This window comes from uncultured Flavobacterium sp. (genome assembly GCF_963974175.1).
Lineage (GTDB): Bacteria > Bacteroidota > Bacteroidia > Flavobacteriales > Flavobacteriaceae > Flavobacterium.
Window position 1 is genome coordinate 28,920 of the sequence record NZ_CAXBBR010000001.1, and the last position, 17,621, is coordinate 46,540.

Consider the following 17,621-nt stretch of genomic DNA (forward strand, 5'->3'; position numbering starts at 1 on the left):
AAAATTAAGAAACATTTATAACAATCTTATTTAGTGTCATTTAGGACAAATACCCAAACCCTACTCTTTTTATTCGAAGATGTAGCTTCAAAAAACATCTCTACACCCCCTACTAACGTGTTGATCTGAACCAATAAATATTATTTAGAAAAATTCTAAACAAAGTTTTGGAATTCTAAAATTGAGTTATATATTTGCATAATATTTATTCTTATTCAATCTAAATAAACAACTTATATGAAACTAAATAAAGTTCTACTCTCAACGTTACTAATGACAGCGTTAACAATTACCTCATGTTCAAATGATGATAATTCAGAACAAACTCCTAATTATACCGTTCCAGCAACTTACACATTTGAAAGAAGCAGTTCTACAACAGTAGACTTTTCTGGACAAAGCAGTCGTTTACTTATGCTTGAAGAAATGGGGAATAATATCAAAACTGCTGCTACAAATGGAACAGTGGCAAGTCAGTCTGTTTTGACCAATATGTATTCTAATACAAACAACGCTTTTGAAACTACTGCTCTAAATACATCGGGAAAACAATTAAAAGATAAGACTGCAGCTTCAAAAGACTACTTTCAATTATTTCTAGGTGGTGGAACAACTACTGAAAAAATAAGTGTTCAAGCTTTCTTTGAAACTCAATTAACGTCAGCAAATACAGCTAGTCTGGGTACAGCAGCGTCAGCAGGGGTAGCGGGTTCTTATCTAGATGGCACCAGCAAAAGATTGTTTGCCGCCAATGGGTTAGAGCCACAACAAGTCTTATTAAAAGGAATGATGGGTGCTTGCTTTATGGATCAAATTGTCAATAACTATTTAAGCAAAAATAAATTAGACGAAGGGACCAATAAAATAAACAACACCAATAAAGTTTTAGAAGACAGTAAAACTTACACTACAATGGAACATACCTGGGATGAGGCTTACGGTTACATCTATGGTGTGGATGGCACAAAATTTTGGAGTAGTTACATAGACCAAGTAAATGCTGATACTGATTTCAACACTGTAAAAGCTGATATCAACCTAGCTTTTCGTACAGGTAGAGCAGCAATTGTAGCCAATGATTATGCTACTCGTGATGCACAAATTGATATTATCAAAGCCAAATTGGCTATAGTACCAGCGGTTAGAGCAGTTTTCTATCTTCAAGAAGGAAAAGGAAAACTAACAACAGATAAAGGTGCCAAAGCATTTCATGCCCTTTCAGAAGCATACGGTTTTATCATTTCATTGCGATACACTAACAAACCAGGTACTGACAAACCTTATTTTACAAAAGCAGAAGTTGATGCGATGCTAGCTAATATGGTAAGTGGTACAAATGGATTTTGGGATATTGACACCCTTGGAACAAAATTAGACAGCATATCAGCACAAATTGCTACTAAATTTGGCTTCACAGTTGCACAGGCTGCAACAGTAAATTAATTTAGAATTAATACAAATAAGTACAATTGGTTTTGTATTTTTGCAAAAAATATTTTAAAATGAAGAAACTATTTATATTCTTTGGTGCTTTACTAACTATTGCAGCTTGTTCTTCAAGTGACGATAGCAGCGCTGGCACAGACGGCAATAACTATAATAGAACAGTCCTTTTGACTAACTGGGCAGATAATATCATTATCCCTAGTTATGTTAATTACCAAGCTAAAATCGAAATATTAGCAACAAATATTACTGCTTTTAACAGTGCTTCAACCACGACAAATCTTCAAGCTGTAAGAACCTCTTGGCTAGAAGCCTATAAAGCATATCAATATGTTGCTATTTACAGTTTTGGAAAATCAGAGGAAATCAACTTAAAACAGAGCGCTAACACCTACCCTACTGATGCCGCAGGCATTGAGTCTAATATTAGTGCAGGTGGATACAATCTGGCATTGTTGTCTCAATTTGACAAACAAGGTTTCCCCGCTTTGGATTATTTGATTAATGGATCAAATACTACTGATGCGTTAATTGTGGCTCGTTATACTACTAACGTAAATGCAGCAAACTATAAAAAATACTTAACCGATGTTGTTACGCGCTTAAAGTCAAGTGCAGACACTGTAGTGGCAGACTGGAATTCAAGTTATAGAAGTAGTTACATTGCCAATAGCGGAACTTCTGTAAGCAGTTCAGTAAACATTACTACAAATAACTTCGTAAAGAATTTAGAGAAAAATGTACGTTCTGGAAAACTTGGAATTCCAGCAGGGGTTTTCTCTGGTGGAGTAAAATACCCAGAGAAAGTAGAAGCTTTTTATAAAAACGATGTTTCAAAAGAGTTATTAAACACGGCTATCCAAGCTTCACAAGATTTCTTTAACGGAAAACACTTTAATAAAACCACCTCAGGGGAAGGTTTAGCATCTTATTTGGATTACCTTAAAACTGTTCGTAACGGCCAAAATCTGAGCACGATTATCAACAATCAATTTACCGCTATTTTTGCAGTAAATGCTACTCTAAGCAACATCTTCTCAAGCCAGATAAATACAGATAATGCAAAAATGATCCTAGCTTACGATGCGTTACAACAAAATGTAATCTATACTAAACTAGACATGATGCAAGCTTTAAACATTACCATTGACTATGTTGATGGAGACGGTGATTAATTATGAGTACCCAAATTAAAAAATATCTGAATACGTATTCACATGCCTCGACGCTAGCTTTTTTTAGGCTAGCGTTTGGTTTAATGATGCTATTGAGTTTAATTCGCTTTGCGAGTTACGGATGGATTAAGAAATTCTATATTGATCCGCAATTTCATTTTACATATTACGGGTTTCAGTGGGTTAAACCTTTTGGGAACTACACCTATTTACTTTTTATCATTGCAGGACTCGCTGCTTTATTTGTCGCAATAGGATATAAATACAAGTGGGCTATCGCTGCCTTTTTCTTGAGTTTTACCTACATCGAACTACTAGACAAGACAACTTACCTTAATCATTATTATTTCATCACTATTATTAGTCTTGTGCTGTTATTTTTACCAGCAAACTGTTATTTTTCAGTGGATGCTTTAAAGAATGAAAAAAACCGATTTGAGAAGGTTCCACGTTGGAATATTGACATTTTAAAATTATTATTGGCTATTGTGTACTTCTACGCTGGTTTAGCAAAACTAAACTCCGACTGGCTATTAGAAGCTATGCCTCTTAAAATATGGTTGCCTAATAACTCTAATCTCCCATTAATAGGTGCATTACTAAATGAAAACTGGGTACATTATGTGTTTAGCTGGACTGGAGCTATCTATGACCTCGGAATTGTGGTCTTATTACTTTACAAAAGAACCCGCATATTCGGTTTTATTTTAGTTGTTGTATTTCATATTCTAACTAAAATATTATTCCCAATAGGCGTTTTCCCTTATGTAATGATCATCAGTTCATTGATATTCTTTGATGCTAATTTCCATAAAAAAGCATTGTCCTTTTTAGGAAAACTGATTTCCATTCCTATTTTAATATTCGAAAATGGAAAAGAAAAAATACCCAATCTTAACTCTTTATATAAAACAAAATTAGTTTTTATAAGCTGCTTTATTGCGTTTCAGTTATTATTCCCTTTTCGCTATTTATGTTATCCCAATGAGTTGTTTTGGACTGAAGAAGGTTTCCGATTCTCATGGCGCGTTATGTTGATGGAAAAAGCAGGATATGCCACATTTAAAGTAAAAGATGCGGTTTCTAAAAAGGAAATCACCATCAACAACAGTCACTTTTTGACCACATTTCAAGAAAAACAAATGGCTTTCCAGCCTGATTTTATTTTGGAATACGCTCATTATTTACACGATTATCACCAAAAACAAGGCCTTAATAATCCGGAAGTTTACGTAGAAAGCTACGTGGCACTAAACGGAAGATTAAGCCAAAAATATATAGACCCAAAAATAAATCTAGCAAACGAAAATGAAAATTTCAAACACAAAACTTGGATACTGCCTTTCAATGATACGATTAAGGGATTTTAGTATTGTCATCCTTTTATTGTTTTCTGTAGGTAGTTTTGCCCAAAATAAAATTGCGGGTGTAGTTACTGATGGAAACGGAAAAAAATTAATAGCTGTAGAAATATACAATAAAACGTCCAACACAAAAGTGTTTACAGACGCTTTAGGCGCTTTTGAAATTGATTTAAAAAAATCAGGAAGCTTTGATTTTGTTTTCTTCAAAGAGGGCTACTCAATTGTAGAACAAAACAGTATTACTACCGGAAGCACCCTGACGATTGCATTGACTAAAATCAACAACCTTTCTGAAGTAATCATCAAGAAACAAAACGAAAAAATATTTGCACTCCACAAGCTGAAAGATATTGAAGGTACTGCTATTTATGCCGGCAAAAAGACTGAGGTAGTATCTATAAATAAATTGACCGCTAATAAAGCAACCAACAATGCCCGTCAAATATTTGCTCAAGTAGTGGGCCTAACAATTAACGAAAGCTCCGATGGTGGACTGCAACTAAGCATCGGTGGTCGTGGATTAGACCCAAACAGAACTTCAAATTTCAACACCCGCCAAAACGGTTACGATATCAGCGCAGATGTTCTAGGATACCCTGAAAGTTACTACGCTACACCTACAGAAGCTTTAGAAGAAATACAAGTCGTTCGAGGTGCTGCCTCTTTGCAATACGGAACCCAGTTTGGGGGTTTGGTGAACTTTAAGATAAAATCACCGGTTAAAAAACCTTTTGAATTTACATCTAGAAATACGGTAGGATCTTATGGTTTGTTTACCAATTTCACTTCCGTTAGCGGAACGAAAAAGAAATTTAGCTATTACAGTTTTTACAATCACAAACAAGGAAATGGTTTTAGACCCAACTCCGAGTTTGAAAGCAAGAATTATTATGCTAATCTCAACTATCAATTGAATGACAAAACTTCTTTACATTTTGATTATACTTATTTTAATTACTTAGCACAACAAGCTGGTGGTTTAACTGATTTCATGTTCAACCAAGATCCCAAACAAAGCAACAGAACCAGAAACTGGTTTGCTGTAGATTGGAATCTGTTCGCTTTAAAATTAGAGCATAAGTTCAATAACGATGCTGACTTTTCCTTACAGTTATTTGGTTTAGATGCCAGTAGAAAAACGGTAGGATATCGCTCAAACCGTGTTTCAAGTTCTGATGCTGCAGGAACCGTTCGGGATTTAATCGTAGGTGATTTTGTAAACTGGGGAGCCGAAGCACGTTACTTAAAACGCTACAGCATTAACGACAATAGAAGTGCCTTTTTAATTGGAGCTAAATACTACCAATCAAAAAATACCGGATTACAAGGGCCAGGTAGCTCAGGTAGTGATGCCAATTTTAATTTAGCCAATAACGAATTTCCGTTCTATGCAAACCAGTCAGATTATACGTTCCCAAACTTAAATCTTGCTGTTTTTGGAGAAAATATTTTCAAAATATCGTCAAACTTCTCTATTACACCAGGCTTTAGATTTGAAAAAATACGTACGCAAGCCGAAGGATATTACCGAAAAATAAACCTAGACTTAGCTGGAAATGTAATCCTTGACGAAAATCAACAAGAGAACAATGTCAAAGACAGGAATTTTGTATTATTAGGTGTTGGATTAAGTTACAAGCCACAAAACCAAATTGAATTTTACGGAAACGTATCTCAAAATTACCGCTCAGTGACTTTTAACGACATCCGTACCGTGAGTCCAAGTAATGTGATTGATCCCAATATAAGCGATGAAAAAGGGTTTACTTCAGACATTGGTGTACGTGGACAACTAGGCGACAAAGTAACTTTTGACGCCAGTATTTACGGCTTGTACTACAATGACAAAATTGGTGAATATGAAACTCGTAATCCAAATGGATCTGCGGCTGTAGTACGTTACCGTTCTAATATAGGTACTGCTGTTACTTATGGTTTTGAAACCATGTTTGACTGGAGTTTAAACAAAACTTTCTTTGAACGAAAAGAAAACTTTATCTGGAACGTGTTTTCTAACATCGCCTTAACCGATTCACAATACTTAAAATCTGATGCGCCAAATATAGAAGGAAACAAAGTCGAATTTGTCCCTCTTTTTAACGTCAAAACTGGAACAGGTATTGGATATAAAAATTTCATGTCTAGCCTGCAATTTACCTATGTTTCTTCTCAATATACAGAAGCGAACAATAGTAAAACAGACATAAATGATAACACTTACGGGATATTTGGAGAAATTCCTTCTTATTATGTTGCCGACTTTTCAGCATCTTACAAATGGAAAAAGTGGAAACTAGAAGCTGGAGTAACTAACTTTACAAACAACAGTTATTTTACAAGAAGAGCTACAGGATATCCTGGTCCAGGAATCATTCCATCAGACGCTAGAACTTTTTATACTACTCTGGAGTTTGTATTTTAAAAAATCGAAGAAGTATTAAAATTTAAAACCATTTATAAATTAAGGATCAGGTCTTAATTTATAAATGGTTTTTTAATACTGATGAAAAAGAGAATTTTAACTTTCGAGATAGCACAAACTATTTTTCTAGATTTTTATGCAACATTTTGAAGTAATCAAATGCTTTCAAAAGACGGCTGCCGTACCAAGAGAACATTTCGCCATCTACTAGAACAGTCTGGGCTTCGTTTGTATATTGTCCTATTTCGTATCCATCCTCTTTCTTAAATGGAAAAGGCTCAGAAGAAAGAAAAACAATTTCTGGATCACCTTCTGTCTTCATTTTTTCAAGTTCGATTTCAGGATACCTTCCTTTATTATCATATATGTTCTTAAAGTGATTCAGCTTCAACAATTCATTAATGAAATTGTCTGAACCCGCCACCATGTAGGGGTTTTTCCAAATAAAATAAGCTACTTTATTTACCGCTTTATCTTTGATGAAGTTTCTAAAATCGCTCAAGGCAAAAGCCAATTTATCATTCCACTTTTGTGCTTCGGTCCTACAGTTAAAAAGTTGACCAAAATCAGTTATCATCTGAAAGTTATCTTCAATGGTAATGATATTAGTCACCCAAACTGGGCATATTTCACTTAGTCTTTCAACAATTTCCTGGGTGTTTTCTTCCTTATTACAAATGATAATATCGGGTTGGAGCAAACGGATTTTTTCGTAATGCACTTTTTTGGTACCGCCGACACTCTTCTTGGTTGATTTAAAATGATACGGATGCACACAGAATTTAGTAACCCCAATGATTTTTGCTTCCTGCCCCAAATCATAAAGCAACTCCGTTTGAGAAGGAACTAAAGAGATGATACGTTGAGGCGAAGTTTCAAAAGTATGTATCGTTCCGAGCTGGTCTGTTAGCGTTTTTTGTTTCAAAAGAGAAAAGTTTTAAAAAAGTTTAAATTGTTTAAGGTTTGAAAAAGTTTAAAGTTTAACCGATAAGCTTCTGTTTGAAGTTTGAAAAAGTTTAAAGTTTAAAGTTTAACCACAGTGGAAGCATTCTCGATAGCTATCGGGATACGTAAAGCCCGCTACGTTTTACCGTAAAGTTTGTTGTTTTTAATTCGTGTTTAAGATTTTTACACACAATCCAAAAAACTTTAAACTTTAAACCTTAAACTTTAAACCAAATTTTTAAACTTTAAACTAAATTTTTAAACTTTAAACTAACAATTGCTGACATCTCCTGTTGCATTTTCAAAGCTTCTGCTCTTGCTTTTTCGGCAAAGTCATTTCCGTTAGAAGCATAGATAATTCCTCTCGAAGAATTAATCAGTAATCCTACATTGGCATTCATTCCGTATTTGCATACTTCAGATAAACTTCCTCCCTGTGCCCCTACTCCAGGAACCAGCAAGAAACTGTCTGGAACAATCTTACGAATTTCAGTGAAGTATTCTGCTTTAGTTGCGCCTACAACATACATCAAGTTTTCAGCATTCTTCCATGTATTAGAAGTTTCTAGAACTTGCTTGTACAATTCCTTTCCGTCCACAGTAAGCGTTTGGAAATCAAAAGCGCCTTCATTAGATGTTAACGCAAGCATAATAGTATGTTTGTTTTGAAAGGCAAGGAACGGCTCTACTGAATCCTTTCCCATATACGGAGCAACAGTAACCGAATCGAAGTTTAGATCTTCGAAAAAGGCTTTTGCATACATCGAAGAAGTATTTCCTATATCACCACGTTTTGCATCAGCAATCGTGAAGATATCTGGATAGGTATCATTGATATAGTTTATTGTTTTTTCTAGTGACATCCATCCTTTAATCCCATAGGCTTCATAGAAAGCGGTGTTGGGTTTATAAGCAACACACAAATCATGAGTGACATCAATTATCGCTTTGTTGAATTCAAAAATTGGGTCTTCGAGTTCTAATAGATGTTTTGGAATTTTATCTAAATCAACATCTAATCCTACGGCCAGAAATGATTTTTTAATTTTGATTTGCTCTATAAGTTGTTGTGTAGTCAATTTTGTTGGGTTTTAGGTGCTGGGCGTTGGGTATTAGCTGAGTGTTGGATTTTAGACCTTGGAATCAACATATTTTTTCAAAGATTGAATCCTTTTTTGAATTATATTAAGCTCGGTGATAATTTCTAAGTGTAAAGTTAGATCCACAAAACCTATCTCCTTAGCTATTTCAATTTGAGTCTCTAATTCAAAGGCCGAACCTAAACTAATTTGTAAAAATCTAGAAAAATCCTTTTGAGATGTTCTAGAACAACCTTCTGCTATATTCGAAGGAATTGAAACTGCGCATCTATTAATTTGCGACACCAATCCATATTTTTCTTCTTTAGGAAATGTACTGGTAATTATGTATATTTTTTTAACAAATAAAACAGAACTTTGCCAAACTTCTAAATCCCTAAAGTTTCTCATATATTTTAGTTTTACAAAAACCTATAACCTAAAACCCGAAAACCAATTTAAAAAACTTCGCTAGCTTCTTTTAATTTTTCCATGTTGTTAACTAACGCTAGTTCGTCAACAATTTTCTGAATGTCACCATTCATGATATTTCCTAGATCATATAAAGTCAATCCCACTCTGTGATCCGTTACACGACCTTGTGCGTAGTTATACGTACGAATCTTTGCAGAACGGTCACCAGAACTTACTTGAGAAGTACGTTTAGTAGCATCTTCAGCTTGTTTTTTAGCTAATTCCTGCTCGTATAAACGGGAACGCAAAACGCCAAATGCCTTGTCTTTATTTTTATGTTGTGATTTTTGATCCTGACATTGCGCAACTAATCCTGTTGGAATATGCGTTAAACGAACTGCAGATTTAGTCGTATTTACCGATTGTCCACCTGGTCCTGAAGAACAGAAAAAATCTACACGTACATCATTCATATCGATTTGTACATCAAATTCCTCTGCTTCTGGCAAAACCATAACAGTCGCTGCTGATGTATGCACACGTCCTTGAGTTTCTGTTTGTGGCACACGTTGTACACGGTGCACACCTGCTTCAAACTTCAAAGTTCCATAAACATCTTCACCGGTCACCTCAAAAATCACCTCTTTAAATCCACCAGATGTACCTTCATTCATATCCACTACAGATGTTCTCCATCCGCGGCCTTCACAATATTTAGTATACATTCTGAATAAATCTCCTGCAAAGATACTTGCTTCATCCCCACCGGTACCGGCACGAATCTCCACCATCACGTTCTTAGCGTCTTCTGGATCTTTTGGGATTAACATGAATTTGATCTCTTCCTCTAATTCTGGTAGTCTTTCCTTTGCCTCATCGAGTTGCATCTTGGCCATTTCGGTCATATCTGCATCACTATTATCGCTTATAATTTCATTTGCTTCTTCTATATTAGCCAGTAAAAGCACGTATTCATCGCGTTTTTCAGCCAAAGCTTTCAAAGTCTTATATTCTTGATTCAATTGCACATAACGCTTCTGATCAGAAATAACATCCGGTTGAATGATTAAATCCGAAATCTCATCGAAACGTTGTTTTACTATTTGAAGTCTATCTAACATATTATTAGTCCTTATATTTGGAGTGCAAAAATACGAAATTTTTGTTTAAAGTTTAATGTTTAAAGTTCCAAGTTTTTTAAGAACAAATCTAAGCCATTTACTATCTCTTTTTTAGGATAAAAAACAACTAAACGAAAGCCATTTCAAAGGCAAATACATTGAATCAAAAGGCAGAAATACACTTAATATCTAATAATTTAAAATCCATCATTTATAATTTATAATTCTTGAAGCTATTTCCAGCTATCCGCTATATCTTTTTAGACTGAAATTCCTCCGTCATTCAACCCTAAAAAGGATGCCGCTTTTATCTGGGCTATTTACGATCTTTTTCATAATTTCGCACCGTCATTGTAGTACAACTCAATCTCAAAATAGCTATGTATAAAAAAATTACTTTTCTAGTACTAATAACAATTTTTGTTTCCTGTAAAAAAATGGATACAAATGATCCTGATAAAAACGAAAAAGATAAAATCAAAACGGCACGTTGGCTGCAAGGGCAATGGGAAAACAAGTCCGAGGACGGAACACTTACCGAAACTTGGAAAAAAATAAATGACAGTACTTATAATGGACACTCTTTTTTTCTAAAAGGAAAAGACACCGTTCATTATGAAACGATCGTGTTGCAACAAATAGGAGAGCAATTAAGTTACAATGCTAATGTAAGAGGCCAAAACGACGATAAGCCAGTCGCCTTCGTACTTACAGAGACAAAAGAAAACCAACTTGTCTTTACAAACCCAAAACATGATTACCCACAAAAAATCAGTTATACCCAAGTTTCTAAAGACAGCCTAGTTGCTGAAATATCAGGCATTCAGTCAGGGAAACCCAGTTCTGAAAAATATATTATGCTAAGAACTAAATAAAAAACTCACAATACTTTATAAAAAACCTTGCCGAAAGCAAGGTTTTTTTTTTGACTTAACCGCTAAAAACAGCTTGACAAGCATAAAAGTTCTTTGATCAATTGTAAATAAAATAGTATATATTTGAATAAAGAGATTTACGCTATCGAATAGCGAATATCCACCTCATACAGAGTTGACAGGCGTTATTGTGTAGCGTTTATATATAAGTTATACACTATTTTAAAAGACGAAAATGCTGAACGAGAACATCTATTACGTTGACGAGACTATTCTAAAAATAATCGATTCGGACTTTGATTTAATTCAGAAAAAGGATTGGTATAGACTTTATCAGAATAAAGCGGGAAAATCATTTTGGAGACTAGATGAATGGAATAAATACCAAACTCAAATGTTTGTCAAAATTCAATCAGCAGAAAATTGGACGGAATTTAATGACCAAGATTTAAGAATTGAATTTTTGAAGGAAAGTAGAGGATTATCAAATGAGAAATGCAAATGGAAAGATTGTAGCAAAAAGGCTTTAAATAATCTTGTTTTTTGTGAATTACACGCATACAAAGAAATGGGAATTAGAAAATAATACAAGATGAATTTCGAAGATTTCAGAAAAGACATAGAATTAAAATTAAGCTCAATCGCTGAATTTGAATTACAAGAATTGCATTTTTTACCATATAGTTTTGGAAGTGGACTCCTCGTATACCGAATAAATGGACAAAATCATAAGTTTGTATTTGATGGTAGAGAAAATGAATTGATTTGGTTAAAGAGTAGAACTCATCAGAAATATACTGAAAGTGATTTCACAGAATTTGAAAAGTTTGACGGATTAAAAATATACGAAGAAGAATTACGTAACGGAATAAAAAACAGTAGATAACAGCCATTGAGCTAGCTGGACTTTAGTGGAATTACCGTTTCGCATCAAGTTTTCGTTAAGCCGAAAACTGAGCGTTTACGATTTCCCAGCCATCTCAAAGCAGCAGGACGTCAGGCTGTGAAAAAATCTGCTATCCGAAGTATTCCATCTTAATTGTCACGATCGCTGTGCATCCTAATAATACTATTTTTGCTTTCGAGAAGGTCTTGTAGAACTCGACTTTATCGCTTATTTAAATACAAACTCAAAAATGAAACAGCTTTTATCGTTACTACTACTATTGACAATGACACTATCTTATGGTCAAGAGATGGAAAAAGTCATTCTTAAAGACTGTGATACAACTGATCTGTATATAAATGACGGAGATTCAACAACTTTATATTATCTGAAATTAGTCCCAAAAATTGAAATTAAAGGTGTTCTTGTAATTCTACCTTCAGGAGGTGAGACTACTGAAAATTTATTAAAACAGATCAAACTGCCTCAACTTGCGGTTGAGAAAGGTTTATTAGTACTTATTCCTTCTATTAATTTTGGAACAGAAAATAGAACTGCTGAATTTAACCTCTTAGACAAAATTTTTAATGAGATAGTAAAGGATTATCATGTCTCTAAAGATAATTTTATTTTAGGAGGCTTGTCTAATGGAGGAATGATTTCCTTAAGTTATGCCGAAAAAACAGTTCAATATCCAGGTACCACTTTTCTAGTGCCCAAAGGAGTTTTTGCTTTAGACAGTCCAGTGGATAAAGCGCATCTGTATGAATATTGTGAAAGAGAAATTGAAAGAAATTATAATGAAGTAGGAGTTAGTGAAGGAAAATGGATAATCGAGAGATATAAAAAATTATACGGCACACCTTATAAAAATCCAGAAAAATACATAGCAGCATCAATCTATTCCTATGGTGCAAAAGAGGGTGGAAACGCAAAATATTTAAAAAACATTCCATTGCGAATGTATACTGATTTTGATGTGGAGTGGCTAATGCAGGAACGCCATCGTGATTTGTATGATTGGAATGGAACTGATATCATAGCAATGGTGAATAGCCTAAAGATTATGGGAAATGAAGATGCAAATGTAATTATCAGCTATGGCAAAGGTTTTAAATTAGACGGAAGTAAACATCCACATTCCTGGTCAATAATGGATCCAGTAGATTGCCTTAATTGGATTAGCAAATTACTTGTCAAATAAAAGAAGACGCATTCCATTTGTATTTTTAGACCTTATTAAAAAAAATAATTTTCATAACTTCGTTATTGTTTCTAACAAAAAAACACCAAGTAACTCATAAAATAATAACAATGGAAAATCAAAAAACAAAAATCCCAAAGTGGTTTTGGGCAGTAGCATCATTCTCTTTACTTTGGAATTTAATGGGTGTAAGCTCCTTTTTTCAACAACTTACAATGACTGGTGAAGCGTTGAAAGCATTACCTCTAGCCGAACAAGAGTTGTATAACAGTTATCCACTTTGGACATTCATTGCCTTTGCCTTTGCTGTTTTCGGAGGAATTATTGGTAGCATTGGATTACTTATGAAGAAAAAATGGGCAAAACCTGCATTTATTATTTCGCTTCTTGCCATTATACCACAAATGATTCACACTCTTTTTTTTACAAAAGCCAAGGAAGTCTATGGCTCCGGCACAGAAATCATGCCTATACTAGTTATTGTTTTCGGCATTTTTCTACTATGGTTCTCAACTATTGGAATTAAAAAAGGTTGGCTAAAATAAATAAGACCTTTCATTTCTAGATAGTTTTCAATTTGAATATAAACAAAATTTTTATGTTTTATTTTAATACTAGCGCAGATTACATGTCATAAACTTTTAAAAAAAATCATATTGAAAAAAATATATTTTTTGTTACTATATTCATTATCAATAATTTGCTCCGCTCAAGAAATTAAAATTGAAGGAATTGTTTCATTTGATATAAAAAATAATAAATACGTTTCAGTACAAGTGAATGACACTTTAAAAAAATTTAGAGACATGGCTAAGCTTACAAAAAAATGGGATAGTTATCCCGAACTAGCTAAAAACAAAAGATACGTAACACATACCTATTCTACAGGTTTTTTTAGTATTTCAGCCAAACCATCAGATTCACTATTTTTCTCTTCATTGACTTACGTTACACAAAAATTTGCAGTATCTGATTTAATAAAAAGGAACGAAATAAATATTCTATTGCAACCAGAACCTTGTATTCCATATGTTGAATGTATACAAGAAAAGCCATCAAAATTTTATGTTTTTATTGGAAAAAAGATTGATATAAAATACGAAAAAGGCCCTAACTATTGTGATGTGATTTTTATACATGGATTTAACGGTGAGTATAAAAGTGAGTACAAAATAGAAAAAAATATTTATGGGAATTATCAGAAAGACACAATAAATTTCGCGGCCACTGATGAATACGGCATTCCTAATTTTAGTAAATATGAAAATGTCTTACTTTTTGTGAGAGAATATTGTGGACAACTTTATCACGAAAAATACCAATACTTTGATCTATATAAAGTAAAAAACGGAAAATGGGCTAGCCCAGGAAATCCATATAAATACGAGAAAAACGTAAAAGAAAAAATCATTCAAGCTCAAAAAATTAAATTTGACGACTCCGTTTGGTTTGATATTACCAAATTATCACCTAATCAGATCGAGTCTGAATATCCTTCCGAATATTACAAAATAACAAACAACAAAGCAATTCCTATAAGGGGAACTTATGTTGATGACTTGGTAAAAATAAAGAAAAACGGAGTCCTTAAATCACGTAATATAGAACTTGAATAAAACCTCGTTTGTTTTAATACTTTAGTCGTATGACTTCTTCTCCAATTAATTCATCTTCCATACATAGCTCCTTCGTGGGGAAACCATCCCCGTTCATAACTCCTGAAGATTTCATTTCCATACCAACTTCTAAATTCCTAATTTGCACCTTCAAAATCAGTAGGAAAAATGAAGGTCTGTATTGCCGAAAAACCAAGTGTAGCAAGAGAAATCGCATCCGTTTTAGGAGCTAATACCAAACATGATGGCTATTATGAAGGCAACGGCTATGCGGTAACCTATACCTTTGGGCATTTATGTACTTTAAAAGAACCTAACGATTACAAATCCTATTGGAAAAGCTGGGATTTGAACAACCTACCCATGCTTCCCGATAAATTCGAAACCAAAGTCGTGGAAAATTCAGGGATTCAAAAGCAATTTAGAATTATAAAAAGTTTATTTGATAAAGCGAGTTTGGTTATCAACTGCGGGGATGCAGGACAAGAAGGAGAACTCATTCAGCGCTGGGTGATGAATGAAGCCAATTATAAAGGCGAAGTACAACGACTATGGATTTCCTCCTTAACCACCGAGGCCATCAGAGAGGGTTTTGAAAACTTAAAACCATCTGCCAACTACGATAATTTATACTACGCTGGATTTTCCAGAGCCATTGGCGACTGGTTATTAGGGATGAATGCCACCCGTTTGTACACTGTAAAACATGGCGGTTACAAGCAAGTACTATCTATTGGACGGGTACAAACGCCAACGTTAGCGATGGTTGTAGATCGCTGGAAAGAAATTGAAAATTTCAAACCGCAACCCTATTGGGAGCTGCAAACATTATATAGAGAAACTCTTTTTAGTTACGAAGAAGGTCGTTTTTTGAAAAAAGAAGACGGAGAACTTCTAGCCAATAAAGTCAAGGAAAGTGATTTCGAGATTGTTTCCATCGAAAAAAAGAAAGGGAATGAGTTTGCACCAAAGCTTTTTGATTTAACGGGCTTACAAGTCTATTGCAATACTAAGTTTGGCTTTTCGGCAGATGAGACCTTGAAAATTGTTCAAACTTTGTACGAACAAAAAGTGGTCACTTATCCCAGAGTCGATACTACATTTTTACCCAACGATATCTATCCAAAAGTGCCAGGTATTTTGCAAAACCTTACGAATTATGCTGCTTTAACCGAACCACTTTTAGGCAAAAAAATAAAAAAATCAACTAAGGTTTTTAATGATAAAAAAGTAACGGATCACCACGCCATTATTCCAACGGGAATTCAGAGCAACTTGCAATACAACCAACAACAGGTGTATGATATCATCACCAAACGTTTTATTGCCGTTTTTTATGATGATTGTTCCGTAGCGAATACTACCGTAATAGGGAAAGCGGCTGATGTGTCCTTCAAAACCACTGGAAAAGTAATTCTAAAAAAAGGATGGCGCGTCGTTTTTGAAAACCCAGACGCCAAAGAAAAAGAAGCTGATTTATTGCCTGACTTTGTTGAAGGTGAAAAAGGTCCGCACCAACCCTCCTTTTTAGAAAAAGAAACTAAAGCACCCAATCAGTTTACGGAGGCGACCTTATTACGCGCGATGGAAACGGCAGGGAAACAGGTTGATGATGAAGATTTACGAGAACTGATGAAAGAAAACGGAATTGGACGTCCGTCAACGCGAGCAAATATTATCGAAACGCTTTTTAAACGCCAGTACATTGTAAGAAATAAAAAACAAGTATTACCAACGCCAACAGGAATTCAATTGATTGACACCATTCAAAATGATATGGTGAAGTCGGCAGAATTGACGGGGTCTTGGGAAAAGCAGTTGAAAGATATTGAAAAAGGAACGTTTACCGCTGCTGCGTTTATCAACAATATGAAACGCATGGTAGAAGCTTTGGTGTATGAAGTGCGCAGTGAAACCAAGCGTGCAAATATTTCGCATGCCGGAAGTATTCAAAAACAAGAGGCTACCGTAGAGAAGAAGAAAGCAGCAGGAATTTCGGCAGAAGTTTGTCCGAAATGTAAAAAAGCGACACTTTTAAAAGGGAAATCAGCTTATGGTTGCTCCGGCTATAAAGCGGGTTGTGATTTTGTACTACCTTATACTTTTGCTGATAAAAAAATATCAGAGAACCAATATTTACGCTTACTTCAAAAAGGGTCTACTGTTAATTTAAAAGAGTTTAAAACAGATGCGGGAACTGTCGAAGGTTTGCTACGCTTTGATGAAAATTTCAAACTCAAGTTAGAACCTAAAAAAATAGCTGTTCCTACTCCACCAACAAAAAACAAAGCTCAATCTGATGCTTTGCCATGTCCAAAATGTCAAAAAGGAACGGTCATCAAAGGAAATACAGCTTACGGTTGCACCGATTATAAATCTGGATGTGATTTTAAAGTTACTTTTGATATAGTCAGAGAAAAATTGAAAGACCAAAAACCAACTAAAGAATTGGTTTATAAAATTCTGAAAGAAAACAGCTAAAAATGCCCCGCTACACTATACAATTTACAAACTAACTTTAGGGCCGTATTCTATAGACTTTTTTTGTACCATTATATTAAACAAGAGGAATAATTTCATGTACTAAGCTACTCATTAATAATACTTTGATGTTGTGAAATAAAATTTTAATAAAATCAACTTATCCAAAAAGTTTGCATGATAGAGCATGAATAAAATTAGAATGGAACAATCTATTACGATTTTAATTTCCATTCAGGCATTTTTTGACGGAATTGAATTGATTGGATTACTCCCTTTATTGTTCCCACATTATATTTAATTTATTGGAACCGAAAATCGGTAAAAAGCAACTATTAATAAACCCAAAACAAGCTCTTCTTGACTTTTTTAGATACGCTTTTTCAGGAACCTGCCCCAGCACTTTGAAGCATGCCGTCAGCGAAGCCTAGTTTTTCAAAAACACAATCAACCACGGATTAAATACGAAATTAAACCTCCTTACTAAAACCTTGCCTTCTAGCAAGGTTTTTTTTATGTTCTAAATAACTGTAATCCATTTCGTTAAAAACTTTATTTTTATTTAATCTAAATAGTTATTGTTAAATAAAAAT

Annotated in this window: 15 protein-coding genes; 11 read left to right on the plus strand and 4 right to left on the minus strand. The window is 34.3% G+C overall.

The features are described from left to right. The first annotated feature begins 237 nt into the window (after positions 1-237). The 4 genes from AAC069_RS00125 to AAC069_RS00140 are packed head-to-tail and all read left to right on the plus strand — an operon-like array spanning position 238 to position 6,407. Positions 238-1,443 carry a DUF4856 domain-containing protein gene (locus AAC069_RS00125; RefSeq protein WP_339918522.1) on the plus strand — a complete coding sequence of 402 codons (1,206 nt, stop codon included), beginning with the start codon at positions 238-240 and terminating at the stop codon, positions 1,441-1,443. Positions 1,444-1,502: 59 nt separating this feature from the next. After that, positions 1,503-2,621 (plus strand): imelysin family protein, encoded by a 1,119-nt coding sequence (locus AAC069_RS00130; RefSeq protein WP_339918523.1) that lies wholly within the window; start codon positions 1,503-1,505, stop codon positions 2,619-2,621. A gap of 2 nt (positions 2,622-2,623) precedes the next feature. Further along, positions 2,624-3,991, plus strand: a complete 1,368-nt coding sequence (locus AAC069_RS00135) for an HTTM domain-containing protein (RefSeq protein ID WP_339918524.1) — start codon at positions 2,624-2,626, stop codon at positions 3,989-3,991. After that, positions 3,930-6,407 (plus strand): TonB-dependent receptor, encoded by a 2,478-nt coding sequence (locus AAC069_RS00140; RefSeq protein ID WP_339918526.1) that lies wholly within the window; start codon positions 3,930-3,932, stop codon positions 6,405-6,407. The genes AAC069_RS00135 and AAC069_RS00140 overlap by 62 nt, the downstream gene beginning before the upstream one ends. 118 nt (positions 6,408-6,525) lie before the next feature. Here AAC069_RS00140 and AAC069_RS00145 read toward each other — a convergent pair whose 3' ends face one another. From AAC069_RS00145 to prfA, 4 genes are all read right to left on the minus strand, one after another. Continuing rightward, entirely contained in the window at positions 6,526-7,332 is an 807-nt protein-coding gene (locus AAC069_RS00145) for a helical backbone metal receptor (protein WP_339918527.1), read from the minus strand. Between the two features lie 265 nt (positions 7,333-7,597). Beyond that, the gene (pyrF, locus tag AAC069_RS00150) at positions 7,598-8,431 is read right to left on the minus strand and encodes an orotidine-5'-phosphate decarboxylase (protein WP_339918528.1); all 834 of its coding nucleotides are present in this window, start codon (positions 8,429-8,431) and stop codon (positions 7,598-7,600) included. Positions 8,432-8,482: 51 nt separating this feature from the next. Continuing rightward, positions 8,483-8,842 (minus strand): four helix bundle protein, encoded by a 360-nt coding sequence (locus AAC069_RS00155; RefSeq protein WP_339918529.1) that lies wholly within the window; start codon positions 8,840-8,842, stop codon positions 8,483-8,485. Positions 8,843-8,889: 47 nt separating this feature from the next. Next, positions 8,890-9,966: a peptide chain release factor 1 gene (gene prfA / locus AAC069_RS00160; RefSeq protein ID WP_339918530.1), complete on the minus strand. Its 1,077-nt coding sequence runs from the start codon at positions 9,964-9,966 to the stop codon at positions 8,890-8,892. Between the two features lie 437 nt (positions 9,967-10,403). On the opposite strand from prfA, the gene AAC069_RS00165 reads away from it, so the two are divergent. The 7 genes from AAC069_RS00165 to AAC069_RS00195 all read left to right on the plus strand — a co-directional run bounded on the left by AAC069_RS00165 (position 10,404) and on the right by AAC069_RS00195 (position 17,028). After that, positions 10,404-10,841, plus strand: a complete 438-nt coding sequence (locus AAC069_RS00165; protein WP_339918531.1) for a DUF6265 family protein — start codon at positions 10,404-10,406, stop codon at positions 10,839-10,841. A 235-nt stretch (positions 10,842-11,076) separates the two neighbouring features. Continuing rightward, a complete protein-coding gene (locus AAC069_RS00170) occupies positions 11,077-11,427 on the plus strand; it encodes a hypothetical protein (protein WP_339918532.1) in 351 nt (116 codons plus the stop codon). A 6-nt stretch (positions 11,428-11,433) separates the two neighbouring features. Continuing rightward, complete coding sequence (locus tag AAC069_RS00175) at positions 11,434-11,727, plus strand: hypothetical protein (RefSeq protein WP_339918533.1); 294 nt, start codon at positions 11,434-11,436, stop codon at positions 11,725-11,727. Between the two features lie 250 nt (positions 11,728-11,977). Then, complete coding sequence (locus tag AAC069_RS00180; protein ID WP_339918534.1) at positions 11,978-12,931, plus strand: hypothetical protein; 954 nt, start codon at positions 11,978-11,980, stop codon at positions 12,929-12,931. 110 nt (positions 12,932-13,041) lie between these two features. Then, positions 13,042-13,476 carry a hypothetical protein gene (locus tag AAC069_RS00185; protein ID WP_339918535.1) on the plus strand — a complete coding sequence of 145 codons (435 nt, stop codon included), beginning with the start codon at positions 13,042-13,044 and terminating at the stop codon, positions 13,474-13,476. Between the two features lie 111 nt (positions 13,477-13,587). Then, positions 13,588-14,547, plus strand: a complete 960-nt coding sequence (locus AAC069_RS00190) for a hypothetical protein (protein WP_339918536.1) — start codon at positions 13,588-13,590, stop codon at positions 14,545-14,547. Positions 14,548-14,715: 168 nt separating this feature from the next. Continuing rightward, complete coding sequence (locus AAC069_RS00195) at positions 14,716-17,028, plus strand: DNA topoisomerase 3 (protein WP_339918537.1); 2,313 nt, start codon at positions 14,716-14,718, stop codon at positions 17,026-17,028. The last annotated feature ends 593 nt before the right edge of the window (positions 17,029-17,621 follow it).